Source organism: Demequina maris, from assembly GCF_000971155.1.
GTDB classification, from domain to species: Bacteria; Actinomycetota; Actinomycetes; order Actinomycetales; family Demequinaceae; genus Demequina; species Demequina maris.
Genome location: NZ_BBLX01000008.1, coordinates 100,526 through 120,289 on the forward strand (window position 1 = coordinate 100,526; position 19,764 = coordinate 120,289).

Below are 19,764 nucleotides of genomic sequence, written 5' to 3' on the forward strand. Positions count from 1 at the left end.
GAGATCTCGTACTGACCGGGACGGGGCTTGAGAAGTACTCCCCTCGGAGGTCAAGGGTAGGCGACGATGCGCTCCCGCGTCACCTCCCGTGCGCCTCTCCACACACCGGAGTCGATGAAACGCCTCAACTCTGCACTCTCGGTCGCGAAACGGGATTAGCGCGGACTCAGTTGCAGAATCCGTGTGGATCAGCGCATGGCCGCGGGCGCGGGGGGCGGGCGCGGGGCGGTTCAGAGCAGCGCGCGGAAGGCCTGAGCCGCGCGCTCCGGCGCGCCCTCGCCGAGCGCGAGGAACAGGCTGGGCTCCGTGAGCTCGAGCTCGAGCACGACCGGGCCGTCCGCGGTGGGCAGCAGGTCGACGCGCACGTAGGCGAGGTCGGGGTGGCCCAGGCCGGGCAGCGCCGCGACGATGCGGTCGGCCAGGGCGCGCTCGGCGTCGGTCGCGGTGGTGCCCGCCACCTTCTCGTCCGCGTACAGGCCGGTCTCCCACGACATGTCGCGCGACAGGATCGCGGCCTTGCGGGCGGCGTGCGAGAAGCGTCCGCCCAGGTAGACCAGGGCCGTCTCGCCAGCGGTGTCGACCTCGGCCAGATACGGCTGCAGCATCGCGACCTTGCCCTGCGCGTGCAGCGCGGCCACGTGCGCCCGTGCTCCCTGCGCGTCGCCGTCGAAGAGCCGCGCGCCGTTGGAGCCCGCGCCCACCGACGGCTTCACCACGAGGTGGCCGTCCATGGCGACCACCGCATCGTCCGGGGCCTCGCCCGGGGCGACGAAGGTGGTCGGCACGGTCGGGAAGCCCGCGGCCGCGAGGTCGCCCAGGTAGCGCTTGTCGGTGTTCCACACGACGGTGTCGACCGGGTTGAGCAGGCGCGTGACGGCCGAGGCGGCGCGCGCCCACGCGAGGAACTCCTCGAGGCGGTCGTGGTAGTTCCAGGTGCTGCGCAGGATCGCGACCTCGAACGCGCTCCAGTCGACCTCGGGGTCGTCCCACGCCACGAGGGCCGCCTCCGGCAGGTGCGGCAGCAGCAGGTCCTCGTCCGCGTCGGGGACGGAGAGCTCGAGCGTGGTGACGATGGCGATCCGGGCGGTCATGCCCGACAACCTAGCGCCCGGCGTGGACGCCGCCGCGCCGCGCCCGGCGCCAGTACCCTCACGGTCAGGAGGTGTCCATGTCGCGCTGGGGTCAGGTGCTCGGTGCGACCGCGGGCGTGCTCGTGGGGGCGGGCCTGCTGTACGGCACCTACCTGACCGTCGCCCCGATGCTCTTCCCCGAGGGCGGCGCCGCCGAGCCGGCCGTCTCCGCGAGCGCATCGTCCAGCCCGTCGCCGTCGGCGACCGTCACGGACGGCTGCGACTGGGAGTCGCTCACGGGCAAGCAGCGTCCCGCGTACCTCAAGGGCGAGCCCGAGGGCCTGCCGAAGGCGCGCGGCATGACCGACAAGACGTGGGAGTGCGTCGACGAGTCCTGGGCGGTCGAGGTGCGCAGCGCCGGCGGCGACACCTGGCGCCCCGGTGGCACGGCCCAGGCGCTCTACCTCGTCGCGCCCGACGGGGACCTGCTCAAGCTGTTCGACCTGCGCACCGACGTCGCGGTCGTCGTGCTCGAGTCCGACCTCGACGCGCGGCTCGCGTGGACCGCCCGCATGGGCGAGGGCGACAGCTTCCAGGTCGTCCAGGTCGAGCTGGACTCCGGGCTCGTCATCGACGCCTGGGGCGGCGACGGCATCCCGAGCCTGCAGCGCGACAAGAAGGACAACGTGATCTCGGTCGCGCCGCTCGGCCCGTTCGAGGCGGGCGGCACCCTGTGGGCGGGCTACACCGACACGTCCGCCCTCCAGTCCCTGTTCGTGCGGGACGACGACGACCAGTTCCGGACGTTCACGGCGCAGAAGGCGCTCGACAACCTCGTCGCCGAGGGCTCCGTGAACGCGCAGGGCGACGACGGCGTCGAGGTGTGGACGAACAAGTCGGCCACCATCGCGGTGTTCCTGGCGCAGCACCTCGACGACGGCGCGAAGGGCAAGGCCTCCACCGGCGCCGGCACGTGGGTCGTGGTCGACCTCGTGCGTGACCAGTGGCGGCTCGCGGCCGCGAGCCTGCCGTCGTGGCTGTGCGCCCCCGCGCCCGGCACGTACGTGCCCGGGACGTACAAGGACCCGGGCGAGCTGCAGGCGGTGTGTACCAAGGGCGGCAAGGAGCGGGTCTACCGCCTCACGATGGGCGGCGACCCCGTCGAGGTCGACGCCGGCGGCCCGTAGCCGCCCGGATCCTTATGCTGGCCGAATCCGGTCGCGCCTAGGCTGTTCCGGCCGCCCGGCGTCGTCGCCCCCCGCGCACGCCGGTCGGCCCTGAAGACGAAGGGAGCGCGCGTGAGGGTGCTGGTCGTCGAGGATCACGCGGTCCTCGCGCGCGAGGTCGCGACGGGCCTGCGCAGGGTCGGCCTCGCGGTCGACGTGGCGCGCGACGGCGCGGAGGCGCTCGACAAGGCGGGTTTGAACGCGTACGACGTCGTGGTGCTCGACCGCGACCTGCCGCGCGTGTCGGGCGACGAGGTGTGCCGGACGCTGTCGTCCGCGCCCGAGCCGCCCCGCATCCTCATGCTGACCGCGGCGGGCCGCCTCGAGGACATCGTCGAGGGGCTCGGCCTGGGCGCCGACGACTACCTCGCGAAGCCGTTCGCGATGGCCGAGCTCGCGGCCCGCGTGCGGACCCTCGGCCGGCGCGCGGGCGCCGCGCCCCGGCCCCACGTGCGCATCGGCGGGCTCGAGATCCGCCCCGACGAGCACGTCGTACTGCGCGACGGCCGCACCGTGACGCTCTCGCCCAAGGAGTTCGGCGTGCTCGAGGTGCTCGCCGCCCACGCGGGCCGGGTGGTGTCCGCCGAGACGCTGCTGGAGAAGGTGTGGGACGAGTACGCCGACCCCCTCACCAACTCCGTGCGCGTCACGATGGTGACGCTGCGCCGCAAGCTCGGGGAGCCCGCGCTCATCGAGACCATCAAGGGCGTGGGCTACGTCCTGCGGGGAGGGGACGACGCGTGAGGGTCACCATCAGGATCAAGCTGACGGCCCTGTTCGCGCTGCTGTTCGTGGTGCTCGCGGGGGTGCTCGTCACCACCGCCTACCTGTTCGTCGCGAGCGCGACCACCCCGGAGGCGCAGCAGGCCGACCGCCAGCGACTGCTCGAGGAGGCGCTCGAGGAGCAGGGGGTCACGCTGCCCGCCGCGCCCACCCCGATGCCCAGCGGGCGGCCGGACGATGCGGTGGGCGAGGTCCTCGACAGCATCGCCGCGCAGGTGCGGCAGAACGTCCTCGACGACCTCCTCCAGCGCTCGCTGCTGGCCTTCGCGCTGTCCGCGGTCATCGCCGTGGCGCTCGCCTGGTGGCTCGCGGGCCGCGTGCTGCGTCCCGTCGACGAGATCTCCGAGGCCGCGAACATGCTGTCCGAGCGCACGCTCGACCGGCGGCTGCCCGAGGACGGCCCCGACGACGAGTTCGGGCGCCTCCGGCGGGCCTTCAACGGGATGCTGACGCGGCTGGAGACGGCCTTCGACGCGCGGCAGCGCTTCGCGGCCGACGCGTCGCACGAGCTGCGCACCCCGCTGGCCGTGCTGCGCGCCTCGGCGGACAACGTCCTGTCCTCGCCCAGGCCTTCGAAGCAGGCGCGCGAGCTCGCCGAGCAGGTCGAGCAGCAGGTGGGTCGCGCCGACTCGCTCATGACGAGCCTGCTCACGCTCGCCCGGGCCGACGACGTGATCCACACGCGCGAGCCCCTCGACCTCGCCGACGTCGCGGCCGAGGTGGTCTCCGCGGCGTCGCCGCGCGCGACCGACGCTGGCGTCGCGATCGACCTCGACATCGCCGACGCGCCCGTGCTGGGCGACCCGGTGCTCCTCGAGCGGATGCTCGCGAACCTCGTCGACAACGCGCTCCGCTACAACGTCGAGGCCGACGGCTGGCTGCGGTGCCGCGTGTGGAGCGAGGCGGGGCGCGCGCTCGTCGAGGTGTCCAACACGGGCCCCGCGCTCGCGGCCGGCGACATCCCCGCGCTCTTCGCACGCTTCGCGCGCGGGGACCAGCGCTCCGAGGTGGCCGGCCACGGGCTCGGGCTGCCGATCGTCGCACGCGTCGCACGCGTCCACGAGGGCGTCATCGACGCGTGGCCCGGCGACGAGGGCGGCCTCAGCGTGCGCGTCTCGCTGCCGGTCCGCGCGGAGGCGTCGCCGTCCTAGGCCGGCTCGTCGACCGCATCGTCCGGACGGGTGGCCGCCCTGTCCTGCGCGATGCCGGCGAGCGTCCGCATCGTGGTCGCCGACGCGAGGTCGCTCAGCGAGCGGTGGTCCCGCCGGGCGAGGACCGACACCAGCTCCGCGCCGATGATCGCGGGCAGCAGCGAGGGGATGATCGCCCACGGCACCCAGCGCACGCCCCACCGCCTGATGAGGCGGGCGGCGCGGGGACGGGACGCGTCGTCGAAGGTGACCGGCGCGATGGCGAGCAGCAGCTGGCCGGGCGTGGTCGCGCTTCGCGTCAGCAGCGAGGGCAGCAGCACCGCCGCGGCGAACGCCGCGAGGTTGATCCCGATCGCGATGGCGGGGTGGTCGATGCGGGCCTCGGCGGCCTCGAGCGTCGCGCCGTCGGCGAGTGCCGCCACCAGCGTCAGCGTGACCACCACGTCGAGTGTCGTGGCCGCGAGGAGGTCCACGAGCAGCGCGAGCGAGCGCCGCAGGACGCTCGGCGGCGCGGTGTCGGGCACGCGCGCGGGATTCGCGAAGGGCCGGCGGGCCACGGCGAGCGAGATCGCCAGGCCGACCACGCCGCCGAGCGTGTTGGTGAGCACGTCGTCGACGTCGAACGTCCGGTAGGGGCACGGGTAGAGGCCGAAGACCGCCGTGCCCTGCGTGACCTCGATCAGCAGCGAGGTGACCGCGGCGATGCCGGTGATCACGAGCGGGCGCCATCGCGTCACCTGGTGGAGGAAGAAGCCGTAGGGGACGAACAGCAGGACGTTGAGCGCCACCTGGAGGAACGTGAAGCTGGTCAACGTGCCGAGGAGCCCCACCTCGCCGAGCTCGTGGAGGATCGGCGGGATCGACGCGAGCGGCACCAGCTGCGCATGCGTCGCCACCGTGCCCCCGTCGCACGCGAGCTGTCCCGGCTCGGGAAGCGGGAAGACCGTGAAGGCGGCGAGCGCGCTGCTGGCGCCGAGGAGGCCCAGCGCGCTCAGCAGCGGCCAGGCGGGCAGGCGTCCGTAGCGGCGCACGACCACGCTGAGCGCGGGGAGCATGGCGAGGGGGAGGACGGCGACGGTGAGCACGACGGTGACGAGCGTGCCGACGTTGAGGTCCGGGCCCATGGATCCACCCTAGGGCGACGATGCGCCTGGTGGAGGGGGATATCCGGCGTCGGCGTCCCAGGGGGAGGGAGCGGGACGCCGACGCACGGAAAGGGGTGCGGCTCGGGCGGCCAAGTCCCCGGATGGACGCCCGAGCCACGATCTGCCGGATGGCTGCGATGCCATCGGGAAAACCTTGTGTCTCCGACGGTATCCGGCCCCCGCGGCCGGTGGAGGGGACCTAGGTCCCGTCGTTTCCGGCACGCGGTGGCGGATCAGATGTGGGGCGGCGTCGGAGGCTGCTCGACGGGCTCCTCGCGCTCGGACGGCGGGGGCGCGTCGGGCAGGTGCTCGGCGTCCCCGCGCTCGGTGCTGCGGCGCAGCACCCCCGCGCTCGCGAGCACCAGCACGAGCGCCAGACCCGCGCCGGCGGCGCTCATCCCGAGGCCTGCGCGCGAGCCGCTCGTCTCGATGAGCCCGCCCGCGATCCAGGCGCCGAAGGCGACGCCCACGCCCATCCCGATGCGCAGCCACGCCATTCCCTCGGTGATCTGGTCGCGGCGCACCACGCGCTGCACCACCGTGTCCGCGTTGGTGAGGGTGGGCGCGATGGTGAGGCCCGCGAGCAGGCCGAGGCCGGCGAGCCACCACACGTTCGGGGCGAGCGCGAGCAGGCCGAAGCCGACGGTCATGAGCAGCGCGGTGACCACGGTGCGCTTCCACAGGGGCGCGCGCCAGTGGCGGGAGCCGTAGTAGAGCCCGCCCAGCAGCGACCCGGCGGACACGATCGCGATCACCACGCCGGACAGCGTCTGGCGCCCCGCCTCGTCCGCGAACGCGACCACCGAGATGTCGAAGGCGCCGAACATCGCGCCGATGCCGAGGGACACGAGCGAGACCGCGATCACCGCGGCCGGCAGCCGCAGGCCCAGCGACCCGGCGGAGCCGCCCGCGCGCGGCTCGGGCTCGGTGCCGGTCTGCGCGAGCAGGATCGCCATGCCGACCACGAGCCCGGCGAGGCACACGACCACGCCGAGCGGTGGCCACACGAGCGTCGCGAGGATCGTGGCGAGCGCGGGCCCGGACACGAACAGCACCTCGTCGAGCGCGCCCTCGAGCGAGAACGCGGTGTGGATGTCACGGTCGGAGTGCAGCAGATGCGACCAGCGCGCGCGGGTGAGCGAGCCCAGCGGCCCCTGGATCGACGCGACCGCGACGGTGAGCCACAGCAGCCACTCGGGGCCCTGGGACATCGCCGTGACGATCGCGCCCACCGCGCCGAGGACGAAGACCAGGGTGAGCGGGATCATCGCCCGGCGCTGGCCGATGCGGTCGACGAGGCGCGCGGTCGGCACCGTCTGCGCGGCCCACACCAGCGTCCCGACCGCCGCGACGCGGCCGGCCATCGCGTAGCTGTCGTACTGCAGCTGCACCATGAGGATGACCGAGATGTTGAACATCGAGATGGGCAGGCGGGCGAGCAGGCCCGCGGCCGCGAAGGCCTTGGCGCCGGGGTGCGCGAGGATCGCGCGGTAGTTGTCGAGCACCAGGAAATGCTCCCATCCCGGGCGCCCGGGCACGATTCGGGCACAACCCTCGCAAGATGTGACAGATGGGGTTAACGTGACGAAAGGTTCGCTCGTGCCTGTGGGTGCGACGAACGGGCTGCTAGGGGAGGTCACGTGCCCACACGACGTCGGGGTTTGTCCGCGCTGCTCGTCCTCCTCCTCGCGAGCCTGGGCATCGTCGCGGGCGCCACAGTGGCCGCGGCCGAGCCCGCCGCGCAGCTGTCGATCACCAAGACGGCGAGCGAGACCGAGGTGGTCCCCGGTCAGACCTTCGACTTCAACATCAACATCCAGTGCACGACGTTCGCGCAGGGCTGCACGAACGCGGTTGTGATCGACACCCTGCCCGACGGCCTCACCCCCATCAACGTGTCGGTGACCACCAACTCGGGCTTCACGTCCTCGATCGACGGCCAGACGGTCAACGTGACGTTCACCGACCCGATCACCGACCCCGCGAACTCGGTCGGCATGGCGTCGGGCAATACCGCCGAGATCATCATCACCGTCGTCGTCGACGACCTCCCGTACTCCGCGGACGGTGTGCCCCTCACGAACGAGGCGCTGTTCGACTCCACCAACCCGGACTCGACCTGCCTGCCGGCGACCCCGAACGCCGTGCCCCCGTGCGCGGACACCGCCACCGTCACCCCGAACGTCCCGCTCGACCTCACCACCGACATCACCAAGGCCTTCGACGCGCCGACGTCCGCGCTGGCCGAGCCCGGCGCCGACGCGAGCTTCTCGCTCACCGCGACCAACACCTCCGACGAGGGCGTCACCGAGATGGTCGTCCAGGACCCGGCGGACCCGGCCGCGGCGGGCGGCACGTTCGACTACTTCACGCTCACCTCGCTCGACTACGGGCCGCCGTACCCGCCCGACGCGGACCAGGCGCAGCTCGAGCTCTACATCGACGGCGCGTGGGTGCCGGTCACCGAGATCCCGGCCGACACGAGCAACGTGGGCGGCTTCCGCGTGACGTACTCGAGCTCGACCGGCGGGCTCATCCAGCCCGGCTCCTCCGTCACCATCGACGCGGGCCTCGAGCAGCGCGACAACGGCGCGGTCGACACCGCGATCCCGGTGACCAACACGGCCACGAGCGAGGTCTCGCGCGACGACGAGACCGGCACCGACAGCGACGACGACACGTACACCCTGCTGCCCAACGTGCCCTCGGTCGAGGCGGGCAAGACCATCACCCCGGACAGCGCGCCCCACGGCAGCGAGTTCAACGCCGAGCTCACGGGCGAGAACACGTGGACCGAGAACCTCGAGCACCTCACGCTCACGGAGCCCGCCGACGGCACCCCGGCCTTCGACGACTCGATGTCCTTCGAGGGCTTCGCCGACCCGTTCGTGTGGCCCACGGGCGCCACGAGCGCGACCATCGTCTACGAGTGCGCGGGCACGGACGCCGCCGCGCAGGACATCCCGGTGGGCGGCTCGCCGCCGGCGCCCCCCGCGGGCTGCGACGTCACCCGCTTCACCATCGACTTCGTGGGCGACATGCCGCCCGGGGACTCCGCCACCGTCAACGTCACGCTCGGCACCGACCCCGACGACCCGGCCGAGCTCACGCAGCACGACGACACCGTGGGCGTCGAGGGCACCTCGCCGTCGGACGTCACGGGCACCGACGAGGCCGACGACGACTTCTCGACCTTCCTCGCGCTGCTCGACACGACGCAGGGCAAGAACCTCATCCCCGGCACGATCTTCGGCAACGCGGGCGAGTGGATCGTCGCGACCCTGCCCGGCGGCACCACCACCGCACCGACCGAGGTGCCGTTCCCGGACGACGCCACCACCGTCGGCGCGGGCCAGATCGTGGTCCAGGACCCGCCGGCGACGAGCGCCACGGACGACACCCCCGTGCTGCCGAGCGAGTTCTGGGACGCGTTCGACCCCACCGAGATCGCGTCCGTCGCGGTGCTGGCCAACAGCACCCTCACCGTCAACTACTGGGACGGCGACTCGTGGGAGACCCTCGCGGGTCCCATCACGGGCCCGACCACGTGGTCCTACACCGGCCCGTGGCCCGACGACATCGGCGGGCTCCAGTTCGTCTACGACTCGACCTCCCCGGACGGCTTCCCGCCCGGCACCACGGTGCAGCCGAACATCGTCTTCGAGCTCGCCGAGGACTACTTCGGCGACGAGCCGCTGGTGATCGAGAACTGCGCGACCGCAGGCGCCACCTCCGACCTCACCGACCCCGCGCTCTCCGACGAGGGCTGCGACGAGGTCGAGATCCTGCCGATCGACCCCGACACCGGCGGCAACGGCAACGGCGGCACCGGCGAGTACGTCGAGAAGGACATCATCCAGCAGGTGGTCGCGGCGCGTACCGGCGACATCATCCAGGCCGAGCTCCTGTGGGGCACCGGCGGCGTCTCCGGCGTGGACTCGATGACCATCTCCGACATCCCCGACCCCGCGGGCACGCCGATCGCCCAGTCGTTCTACGAGGCCTTCGACCTCGTCTCGATCGACCCGATCACGACGGCCACCGATCCGCTGATCCAGTGGGACCAGGTCCAGGCGGTCGAGCTCTACCGCGAGGGCCAGGGCTGGGTCGACGCGACCAACGACCCCTGCCCGGCCGCGTGCGACGGCACCTTCCCGGGCTACACGCTGACCGCCGCGGAGCAGGCCGACACCATCGGCGTGCGGCTGGTGTTCGTCGAGGGCTCGGCCCGCGCGACCACCACGGACCCGACCGCGCCGCCCGTCGGCTCGGGCGTCGCGCGCACGTTCGACGAGTCGCGGCCCATCACGCTCAACTTCCAGATCCGTGACGACCGCCGCTCGGACGGCAGCCCCGTCACCGGCCACGACTCGTACAACGAGGGCGACCCGGCCGACGGCGAGGCGCTCATCCGCGACGATGCCGGCGCGACCGCCGAGATCGGGGACGAGACCTACACGGACGAGGACTCGGACGTCATCGCGATCGTAGACGTGCCGCTCAACGTGGCCCTCGACAAGCAGTGGACCGGCGGTCCGCTCGGCGACCCGCCGGCGGGCACCGCACCCGAGGACTACCCGTCGGGCCGCGTCACCCTGACGGCCGACAACCTCACCCAGGCGCGCATCGACCACCTCATCCTCGAGGACCCGAGCTCCGCCGGCACGAGCCCGTTCGACTTCTTCAACCTCACCGGCTTCGTGAGCATGCAGGTCCCCGACGGCACCGAGTCGTGGAGCATGACGCTCACCCACGCGGACGGCACCACCACCGTCATCGACTCCAACGCGGATCCGAACGACGCGACGCCGCTCACCTCGATCCCGCGCGCCGAACTGCTCGACGTCGTCGGCCTGTCCATCGACTACCAGGGCCGCATCGAGCCCGATGCGCAGGCGGTGCTCGTCTTCGACCTGCAGCTGCGCGCCACCAACCGCACCACGGGCGAGGACATCCAGGCGCCGATCGAGCCCGACGTCCTCACGATCCCGAACGGCGCGACCGCGACGGTGGACGATGCGGGCCGCGACCCCGAGGTCCAGCCCGACCCGCCCACGGTGGACGACACCGCGACCATCGACATCACCGGCCTCGACCTGGGCCTCACGGTCGAGAAGCAGTTCGGTCCGCTGGACGGCAGCGACTGGACCCAGGACGGCTTCTCGCAGACCGAGCCCGACCAGAGCCAGTTCGGCATGCTCCTCACGGCGCACCCCAGCGGCAGCGCCCGCATCGGCATGCTGCAGATCCGGGACACGGACGAGACCTTCTGGAACGCCTACGAGTTCGTCGGCTTCGACCCGTCGTTCACCTTCGACGACCCGATCGACCAGGTGCAGATCGACGTGCTCACCGGGGGCACGTTCACCGAGGTCGACGGCGAGGTCGTCGTCACCGGCGCGGACTGGGTCGACGGCGAGCCCAGCGACTTCCCGACGCTGCCCGCGGGGGTGGCCCCCGAGGACGTCCAGGGCATCCGCGTCACCTACACGCGCGAGGACGGGTCGCAGTGGGAGAACTCGGAGGCGCCCAACCAGCAGATCCCGATCATCGTCCAGCGCCGCGACGAGCTGCTCACCGGCGGCGAGGTCCCCACGGACATGGCGGGCAACGACCCGGCGCCCGGTGAGACCGAGCCGGGGCGCTCGACCAACACCATCGACGGCATCGTGAGCTCCTACCTCGAGGACGCGAGCGGCAACCCGCTCATCACCGTCCAGTCCGAGGACGACACGGCGTCCGTGCTGTACGAGCACGCGACCACCGCCGTGTCCGTGGAGAAGGACCCGACCGGCACCATCCCGCCCGGCAGCACCACCGACTTCGTGCTCACCATCACGAACACGGGCGACTGGCCGATCATCGACCCGGTCATCACCGACCGCCTCCCCACCGACGCGGACGGGCCGATGCTCGAGTTCGCGCTCGGCGACGACGACCCGTACTCGTACGGCCTGACCGGCGCGGCCCCCGACCCGGCCACCGGGCTGCCGATGCCCACGGACCCCGACGACGTCACCGCGACGGTGTCCGGCGACGGGTCCGAGATCGAGTTCACCTTCCCGCCGGGCACGGTGCTCGAGGTGGGGCAGACCTACACGATCACCATCACGCTCTTCCCGCGCCCGGGCGTCGCCGCCGAGGTGCCGATGACCAACAGCTTCGGCATCGTCGGAGAGCGCCCGTTCGACGAGTGCGACGGCACGTTCGACGAGGACACCGGCGAGTGCCAGGCCGACACCACGGTCGAGCTCGGGATCGCCGGGGCGCTGCGCTCGGGCAAGCTCGTCAAGGCCGACGACGACTTCCTCGGCGTCGAGCCGGCCGACTGCGAGCCCTTCATGGAGGACTTCTACGGCCCGAACTGCACCCCGATCACCGCGCCCGGCGACACCGAGACGTGGCGGATGCTGCTGCAGAACACCGGCACCGTCCCGCTGGACCACGTGGTCGCGATCGACCTGCTGCCGACCGTGGGCGACACGGGAGCGATCAACACCACCGATCGCGGCTCGCAGTGGGATCCGATCCTGCTCGACGCGCTCGTCGCGTACGGCGGCCCCGCCGCCACCATCGAGGTGTACGGCACCACGGACGACCCGATCTGCACGGACGACCTCACCCCGCAGACGCCGTGCCCCGACGGCGACTGGGTGCCGATCGACGACATCGCCGACCTCACCACGGTGACGGCGCTGCAGTACGACATCGTGTTCGAGGAGCCGCTCCAGCCCGGCGAGTACATCACGCTCGACATGCAGACCCAGACCCCGGCGCTGTCGGAGACCCCGGGCCCGGACACGATCGCCTACAACTCGGTGGCGACCGGCGGCGAGACCACCGCCGGCGCCGAGCTCCTGCCGACCGAGGGCAACCGCGTGGGCGTCATCCTCGCGACGGGCCCGCTCGAGGTGCTCAAGGAGGTCACCGGCGACGGCGCCGAGTTCGCGCCCGACGAGGTCACGGTCACGGTGGTCTGCACCTCCGTGGGCGAGACGGTCTACGACGAGACGTTCACCGTGCCGGTGGGCGAGGTCGTCACGATCGACGACCTGCCGTACGGATCCGAGTGCACCATCTCGGAGGAGGGTGCGGGCGAGACCTCGTCCGTCATCACCGAGGGCACCGTCGGGCGGGAGGACGATGCGGTGGTCGGCCGGGTGACGATCGAGAACACCTACGACCTCGCCGGCCTCGAGGTCACCAAGGCGGTCGAGTCCGACGCCGTCGACGCCGACGGGAACCCGATCGAGTACGGGCCGTTCGACATCGAGGTGCGCTGCACGTTCCTCGGCGACGAGGTGTGGGGCACCGGCTACGACGCCGACAACCCGATGGACGCGACGCTGAGCGACGGCGACACCTTCGCGGTCGACGGGCTTCCCGCCGGGGCCGAGTGCACCGTCACCGAGACGGGCACGTCGGGAGCCGCGAGCGTCACGGTCACCACGACCGCGGGCGACGACGACCCGGTCGACAACGACGGCGACAGCGGCACGCTCACCCTCGTGCCCGAGGCCGACGGCGACAACACCGCGCTCGTCACGAACACGTACGACGTCGGCGACCTCACGATCGACAAGGTCGTGACCGGCTCCGGCGCCGACATCATCGAGGAGACCTTCGTGTTCTCCGTCGTCTGCACCCTCGAGCAGGCGGGCGGCGACGTCGTGACATGGGACGGCGAGGTCGAGATCGCCTACCCGGGTGCCACGTCCGTCACGATCGAGGACATCGCGACCGGCTCCGAGTGCGTCGTGACGGAGACCGACGACGGCGACGCGGATGCGGTCGACGTCCAACCCACGAACGGCGAGGACGGCTCCGCGACGGTGGTCATCGGCACGGACGACGCCGTCACGGTGACCGCGACCAACGAGTTCCTCGTGGGCGACCTCGCGATCCGCAAGCGCATCACGGGCCCGGGTCACGACTACGCGCCCGACGCCTTCGATGTCGCGGTGGTCTGCATCGTCGACGGCGAGACGGTCTTCGAGGAGAGCTATACGCTCGGTCCCGGCAACGGCTACTCGGTGATCATCCAGGACGAGATCCCGTACGGCGCCGAGTGCGTCGTGACAGAGGAGGACGCCGGGCAGACGTCGTCGACCATCGTCCCGGGCACCGCGATCCTCGGCGAGGACGACGAGGTCTTCATCACGAACGACTACCAGCTCGCCAGCCTCGAGGTCACCAAGATCGTCGACTCCGACGCGCTCGACTCCGACGGGGACATGCCCGACTACGGTCCCTTCACCATGGGCGTCGAGTGCACCTTCCTCGGCGAGGAGGTGTGGGGCGACGGCTACGGTCCCGGGCAGCCGATGATCGGCCAGGTGTCCGGCGGCGAGACCTGGACCATCGAGGGCCTGCCCGCCGGCGCCGAGTGCACCGTGACCGAGCTCGACGACGCGGGCGCGATCGACACCCTGGTCGTCACCACGACGGGCGACATCTCGTCCTCGACGTACGGCACCGCCGGCCAGCTCCCGCTGCTGCCGGACGGCGAGAACTCCGTCACCTTCACGAACACCTTCGAGGCCGGCGAGCTCGTCATCGAGAAGACCGTCACCGGCCCGGGGGCGGACGAGCTGGGCACGGGGCCCTTCGTGTTCTCGGTGCGCTGCACGCTCGACCAGCCCAGCGGCGAGATCGTGACGTGGGACGACGAGGTGTCGCTCGGCGGCGGCGACCCGCTCACCGCCACGCTCGACACCATCGCGTCCGGCTCCGTGTGCGTCGTGACCGAGACGGACTCCGGCGGCGCCGACGAGGTGCTCGTGCTGCCCGACCGGTCGGACCCCGACAGCGCCACCGTCACGGTCGAGGCGGGCTCCTCCGTCACGGTGACCGCCCGCAACTGGTTCGCGGCGCCGCCCACGGTGGGCGTCATCGCGAGCACCGGCTTCGACGCCTGGTGGGCGCTCGCGGTGGCGGGCCTGCTGGTCGCCGCCGGCGCGGTGCTGCTGGTCGCGAGGCGGCGCCGGGGCTGAGCCTCGGCGGCTAGGACGCCGGCGGCGCGGGATCGCCGCCGAGCGTGCCCGGCCCGCCCTCGCCGCCCTCGCGCGGCGGGGGCAGATGGCTGCGGTGGCGCCGGCGCCGGTCCTGGATCACGAGCGCGGTGGCGCCGCCCACGACGACGATCGCGCCGAGCGCGACCAGGCCCCAGCGCAGCAGCGGCCCCCAGTCGCGCTCGTTCGTCGCGCCGCCCACGATGCGGATGCTGTCCGCCGCGAGCAGGTCCGACAGGCCGAGCGTGACCGTGTTGCCCTCGATCTCCCCCGCGCTCGCGTCGCGCACGAGCCCGGGGAAGGTGAAGGAGACGGCCACGTCGACCGCGCCCGAGACGAGCCCGAGCTGGTCGACGGACACGCCCGCCGACGCGAGGCCGCTCGCGGCACCCGTCTGGATCTCGACGACGTACGCGTCGTCCTCGCGCGTCACCGCGGTGCCGCCGGTGAGGGGAGCGGCCCCCGCCGCATCGTCCAGCGCGTCGAGCGGGACGTCCGTGACGGTGATCTCGACGCCCTCGAGGCCGTCCTCGTCCTCGTACGGCTGGACGTCGACCGCGCCCGGGTAGGCCTCGTCGAGCGGGGCGAGCTGCTCGCGCACCGCGTCGGGGTCGAGCAGCGCCCCGGGGTCGAGGCCGGTGTCGGGCGCCTCGACCCCCTCGGGGAGCCGGTCGGCGAGCTGGTCCAGCTGCTGGCCCAGCGCGGTGCGCGCCTGCGAGGTCATCGCGACCACCGCGTGCTGGGAGAAGGTGTCGTCGTCGCCGAACGTCGTGTCGGTCGTCACCCGCACGCAGCCGGTGAGGGCGACGACCGCGACGGCGAGCGCGGCACCCAGCCTCCTCATCGCGGATGGTCCTCCTCGCCGTCCGTGCCCTCGACGGACCCCGCTTCGATCGTATCCGCGGGCAGCGGGAGCTCGGCGGTCGGGGCGTCCCCGGCAGGTGCCGGCGCGGGCATGAAGGCGACGGGCTCGACGGGGACGACGACCGCATCGTCCCCGTCCGCCGCCGCCGCGGGGGAACGGCGGCGCAGCACGACGACGACGGCGATGGCGACGACGGCGAGCGCCCCCGCGCCGATCGCGGCCCACGCCCACATCGGGAACGCCGACGGCGGTGACGCCGCACCGCGCGCCACGAGCTCGTCCGGCGCGTCCATGAGGTCCCATGTGACGGTGGTGCCCTCGAGCGTGCCGTTGTGCTCGGACACCTCGCCGGGGAAGGTGATGCTCAGCACCATGTCGGCGCCCGGGAGGGAGCCGAGGTCCTCGTCCTCCGAGCCGGACATCGAGCCCGACACGACGTAGTCGTCGCCGTCGCGCACGATCGCGAGGTCGTCGCCCGTCTCGCCGGCGAACGAGTCGAGCGGCTCGCCGTCGAAGACGACGCGGGTGCCGACGTAGTCCTCGTCCTCGTAGGGCTCGATCGTGCCCGTCTCGAAGTCGCCCTCGGAGTCGGCCGAGAACTGCTCGAGCAGGTCCTCGTCGGACATGTCGAAGCCCTTGCCCGAGCCCTTCTCGATCGCCATGAGGAAGCTGCCGTCGGCGGTGTCGTCGGGGTTCAGCGCGATGTTCATCTCGACGCGCAGGCACCCCGTGAGCGCGAGCGTCGCGGCCACCAGCACGCCGAGCGTGCGAAGTCGGTTCGTCATGCGGAGCACCTTGGCAGAGCAGGCATGACGATGTCACCCCTGCCACGCCGCGGACGGCCGGGTCGGGTCAGCCCTGGAGCGCCTCCGACACGACCTCGCGCGCGGCCGCCTGGACCTCGCCCAGGTGCGACTCCGAGACGAACGACTCCGCGTAGATCTTGTAGACGTCCTCGGTGCCGGACGGGCGCGCGGCGAACCACGCATCTTCCGTCGTCACCTTGAGGCCGCCGATCTTGGCGCCGTTGCCGGGCGCCGCCGTGAGCTTCGCGGTGATGGTCTGGCCGGCGAGCGTGGTGGCGGGCACCTGCTCGGGGGACAGCGCGCCCAGGCGGGCCTTCTCCTCCTTGGAGGCGGCCGCGTCGACGCGGGCGTACCAGCTCTCGCCGAGCCGGTCGACGAGGTCGCGGTGGAGCGCCGCGGGCGACGCGCCCGTGACCGCCGTGATCTCGGACGCGAGCAGGCACAGCAGGATGCCGTCCTTGTCGGTGGTCCACACGCCGCCGCCGCGCCTCAGGAAGGAGGCGCCGGCGGACTCCTCGCCGCCGAACGCGACCTCGCCCGACAGCAGCCCGGGCACGAACCACTTGAAGCCGACCGGCACCTCGAGCACGGGCCGGCCGAGGTCCGCGCCCACCCGGTCGATCAGCGACGACGACACGAGCGTCTTGCCGATGCGCGTCTCGGGCGACCACTGCGGGCGCGCCCCGCCGTACAGGTACGCGATCGCGGCGGCGAGGTAGTGGTTGGGGTTCATGAGCCCGTCGCGGGTGACGATGCCGTGGCGGTCCGCGTCCGCATCGTTCCCCGTCGCGATGTCGTAGGGGGCGGAGTCGCCCTCCATGAGCCGGCGCAGCGAGGCCATCGCCGACGGGGAGCTGCAGTCCATGCGGATCTTGCCGTCCCAGTCGAGGGTCATGAACGCCCAGCGCGGGTCCACGGTGGGGTTCACGACGGTGAGCGCGAGCCCGTGCTCCTCGCCGATGGCGCCCCAGTAGTCGACGGCCGCGCCGCCGAGCGGGTCCGCGCCGATGCGCACGCCGGCCTCGCGGATCGCGTCGATGTCGATGACCGACGGGAGGTCGCGCACGTAGGCGGCCATGAAGTCGTACTTCTCGGTGGTGTCCGCGGCGACGGCCTTCGCGAGCTGGAACCGCGGCACCTGCTTCCAGCCGGACGCGAGGATCTGGTTCGCGCGGTCGGCGATCCACGAGGTCGCATCGGTGTCGGCGGGGCCGCCGTGCGGCGGGTTGTACTTGAAGCCGCCGTCGCGCGGGGGGTTGTGCGAGGGCGTGATGACGATGCCGTCGGCCAGCCCGCGGCCCGAGGTGCGCAGGCCCTCGGGGGAGGTCGCGCCGTTGGCGACGAGGATCGCGTGGCTGACGGCGGGCGTGGGCGTGTAGCCGTCGCGCGCGTCGATCATCACGCGGACGCCCGCGGCCGCGAGCACCTCGAGCGCGGTCTCCCATGCGGGGCCCGACAGCGCGTGTGTGTCCTTGCCCATGAAGAGCGGGCCGTCGAAGCCCTGCGCGGTGCGGTACTCGACGATCGCCGCGGTGGTCGCGACGATGTGCGCCTCGTTGAAGGCGGTGTCGAAGGCGCTGCCGCGGTGGCCGGACGTGCCGAAGGCGACACGCTCGCCGGCGACCGTGGGGTCCGGCACCTTGTCGTAGTAGTCGCCGAGCAATGCGTCGACGTCGATGAGATCCTCGGGAAGGGCAAGGGTGCCTGCGCGCTCGTGCATGAGGCCTACTCTTCCACGGCCCTCGGGTGAGTGCCAGGGCTCACGAGGCCCACGCGACGGTCAGCGAAAGGTAACGCGGAGGCAAAGGGTGGTACCAGGGCGGGTCACGAGTGACTAGGCTGGGCGACGTGCCAGCAGCCGAGGGAGCCGAGCCGCGGAAGGCGTCCGCCGACGCCTTGGCCCGCGCGCGTGCCCGTCGCGCGCGCGGACGGGCCTCCGCGCCGCCGCCCCCCGGGCCCTCGGTCGCCGCGCTGATCGTCGCCCACGACCAGGCGCGCCGGATCGCCGCGACCGTGCGCGCCGCGCTCGCGATCCCCGGCGTCGACCTCGTGCTCGTCGTCGACGACGGCTCGACGGACAACACCCAGGAGCTCGCGCGCCGCGCCGGCGCCGTCGTGGTGCGGCACTCGCACGTGCGCGGGCGCTCCGCCGCGGTGGAGACCGGCGCCTCGGTGATCGCGATGCGCGACGAGCCCGGCCGCACGCCCCGCGCGATCCTGCTGCTGGACCCGAACCTCGGCCACTACGCCATCGGCGCCGCGCCGCTCGTGCCGGCAGTCCTCGAGGGCGTGTGCGATCTCGCGGTCGCGCTGACCGATGCGCAGGCCGTCGCGCCGGGCGTGCCCGCCAAGATCGCGCGCACCGCGGTCGAGCGGGCGACCGGCTGGTCGCCGCGGCAGCCGCTCGGCCGCATCCGCTGCCTCACCCGCGAGGCGCTCGAGGCGTGCATGCCGCTCGCGCGCGGCAACGGGCTCGAGCCCGCCATGACGCTCGACGTGCTGCACGCGGGCCTCACCATCACCGAGGTCGAGTGCGAGATCCGGCACAAGGGCCCGTCGATCGAGGACCGCAGCCCCATGGGCCGGGCCAACCGGTACCGTGAGGTGCTGACGGCGGTGAGCGCGCGGCGCATCAGGGGCCGGGTCGACACCGCCCGCACGGCCGTGGGCCACCGCCTGCGGCCCGGGACGGGCGACGGCCCCGACACCAGGGAGGACGCGTGACGCTGCCGCGGTACGCCTATCTGGGACCCTCCGGCACGTTCACGGAGGCCGCCCTGCGCGCGATGGTCGACCCGGACGAGGTCGAGATGGTCCCCGCGATCGACGTGCTGTCCGCGCTCGCGGCGGTGCGCGACGGCGACGTCGACTTCGCGGTCGTCGCGATCGAGAACACCGTCGAGGGCGGCGTCACCGCGACCCTCGACACGCTCGCGACAGGCGCCCCGCTCGTCATCCTCGGCGAGGTCGTGCTGCCCGTGAGCTTCGAGCTCGTCGCGCGACCCGGGACCTCGATCGACGACATCACGGCCGTCGCGGCGCACTCGCACGGCCTCGCGCAGTGCCGCCGCTGGCTCGCGGCGCGCGTGCCCGGCGCGGTGCAGGTCGCCGCGACCTCCAACGCCGCCGCCGCCGGCGAGCTCGCCGAGGGCGTCGCGGGCTTCGACGCGGCTCTCGCTCCGCCCGGCCTCGGCGGCCGCCTCGGCCTCGAGGTGCTCGCGGCGGGCGTGGCCGACAACCCCCACTCCGCCACGCGCTTCGTCAAGGTGGGCCGCCCCACCGCGGTACCCCCGGCCACGGGCGCGGACAAGACCACGCTTGTCGTGCACCTGCCCGACGACCGCGCGGGCGCCCTGCTCGCGATGCTCGAGCAGTTCGCGGCGCGCGGCGTCAACCTCTCGCGCATCGAGAGCCGGCCCCGCTCCGACCGGCCCGGCGAGTACTCGTTCTCGATCGACGCGCTCGGCCACATCGACGAGCCGCGCGTCGCCGAGGCGCTCGTGGGCCTCAAGCGCACGAACCCGGTGGTCGTGTTCCTCGGCTCGTACCCCGCGGCGACCGGCTACCCGACCCCGGTCACGCCCGGCACCTCGGAGGAGGAGTTCGCCGAGGCGCGCACGTGGGTCCAGGCGCTGCGCTCCGGCCGGCACTGAGCCCGCGCGCTGCCGCCTCACGCGCCCCGGTGACACCTGGGTGCACGTTCTCGG

The 19,764-nt window shown here is 72.9% G+C and carries 12 protein-coding genes; 6 read left to right on the forward strand and 6 right to left on the reverse strand.

The genetic code is table 11. The features are described 5' to 3' along the window. Nucleotides 1–230: 230 nt before the first annotated feature. Complete coding sequence (locus tag AOM02_RS10685) at nucleotides 231–1,091, reverse strand: ATP-grasp domain-containing protein (protein ID WP_062299141.1); 861 nt, start codon at nucleotides 1,089–1,091, stop codon at nucleotides 231–233. A 77-nt stretch (nucleotides 1,092–1,168) separates the two neighbouring features. Between AOM02_RS10685 and AOM02_RS10690 the strand changes: the two genes are divergently transcribed. From AOM02_RS10690 to AOM02_RS10700, 3 genes are all read left to right on the forward strand, one after another. Then, nucleotides 1,169–2,257: a hypothetical protein gene (locus AOM02_RS10690; RefSeq protein WP_062299142.1), complete on the forward strand. Its 1,089-nt coding sequence runs from the start codon at nucleotides 1,169–1,171 to the stop codon at nucleotides 2,255–2,257. Between the two features lie 111 nt (nucleotides 2,258–2,368). Next, complete coding sequence (locus tag AOM02_RS10695) at nucleotides 2,369–3,040, forward strand: response regulator transcription factor (protein WP_062299143.1); 672 nt, start codon at nucleotides 2,369–2,371, stop codon at nucleotides 3,038–3,040. Next, nucleotides 3,037–4,230: a sensor histidine kinase gene (locus tag AOM02_RS10700; protein WP_062299144.1), complete on the forward strand. Its 1,194-nt coding sequence runs from the start codon at nucleotides 3,037–3,039 to the stop codon at nucleotides 4,228–4,230. The genes AOM02_RS10695 and AOM02_RS10700 overlap by 4 nt, the downstream gene beginning before the upstream one ends. Here AOM02_RS10700 and AOM02_RS10705 read toward each other — a convergent pair. Together AOM02_RS10705 and AOM02_RS10710 are read right to left on the reverse strand one after the other, a co-directional pair. Next, the gene (locus AOM02_RS10705) at nucleotides 4,227–5,354 is read right to left on the reverse strand and encodes a VanZ family protein (RefSeq protein WP_062299145.1); all 1,128 of its coding nucleotides are present in this window, start codon (nucleotides 5,352–5,354) and stop codon (nucleotides 4,227–4,229) included. The two genes, AOM02_RS10700 and AOM02_RS10705, sit on opposite strands and share 4 nt — an antisense overlap. A 254-nt stretch (nucleotides 5,355–5,608) precedes the next feature. Further along, nucleotides 5,609–6,880, reverse strand: a complete 1,272-nt coding sequence (locus AOM02_RS10710) for an MFS transporter (RefSeq protein ID WP_062299146.1) — start codon at nucleotides 6,878–6,880, stop codon at nucleotides 5,609–5,611. Nucleotides 6,881–7,015: 135 nt separating this feature from the next. Between AOM02_RS10710 and AOM02_RS10715 the strand changes: the two genes are divergently transcribed. Then, on the forward strand, nucleotides 7,016–14,368 hold the full coding sequence (locus tag AOM02_RS10715; RefSeq protein ID WP_082105042.1) for a DUF5979 domain-containing protein: 7,353 nt from the start codon (nucleotides 7,016–7,018) through the stop codon (nucleotides 14,366–14,368). 10 nt (nucleotides 14,369–14,378) lie between these two features. Here AOM02_RS10715 and AOM02_RS10720 read toward each other — a convergent pair whose 3' ends face one another. From AOM02_RS10720 to pgm, 3 genes are all read right to left on the reverse strand, one after another. After that, nucleotides 14,379–15,230 (reverse strand): LppM family (lipo)protein, encoded by an 852-nt coding sequence (locus AOM02_RS10720; protein WP_062299148.1) that lies wholly within the window; start codon nucleotides 15,228–15,230, stop codon nucleotides 14,379–14,381. Beyond that, nucleotides 15,227–16,036 (reverse strand): LppM family (lipo)protein, encoded by an 810-nt coding sequence (locus AOM02_RS10725; RefSeq protein ID WP_062299149.1) that lies wholly within the window; start codon nucleotides 16,034–16,036, stop codon nucleotides 15,227–15,229. The genes AOM02_RS10720 and AOM02_RS10725 overlap by 4 nt, the downstream gene beginning before the upstream one ends. A 67-nt stretch (nucleotides 16,037–16,103) precedes the next feature. Next, nucleotides 16,104–17,777 carry a phosphoglucomutase (alpha-D-glucose-1,6-bisphosphate-dependent) gene (pgm, locus tag AOM02_RS10730; protein WP_062299150.1) on the reverse strand — a complete coding sequence of 558 codons (1,674 nt, stop codon included), beginning with the start codon at nucleotides 17,775–17,777 and terminating at the stop codon, nucleotides 16,104–16,106. A 128-nt stretch (nucleotides 17,778–17,905) separates the two neighbouring features. Between pgm and AOM02_RS10735 the strand changes: the two genes are divergently transcribed. After that, on the forward strand, nucleotides 17,906–18,781 hold the full coding sequence (locus AOM02_RS10735) for a glycosyltransferase (RefSeq protein ID WP_082099782.1): 876 nt from the start codon (nucleotides 17,906–17,908) through the stop codon (nucleotides 18,779–18,781). Further along, complete coding sequence (gene pheA, locus AOM02_RS10740; protein WP_062299151.1) at nucleotides 18,778–19,710, forward strand: prephenate dehydratase; 933 nt, start codon at nucleotides 18,778–18,780, stop codon at nucleotides 19,708–19,710. The genes AOM02_RS10735 and pheA overlap by 4 nt, the downstream gene beginning before the upstream one ends. The last annotated feature ends 54 nt before the right edge of the window (nucleotides 19,711–19,764 follow it).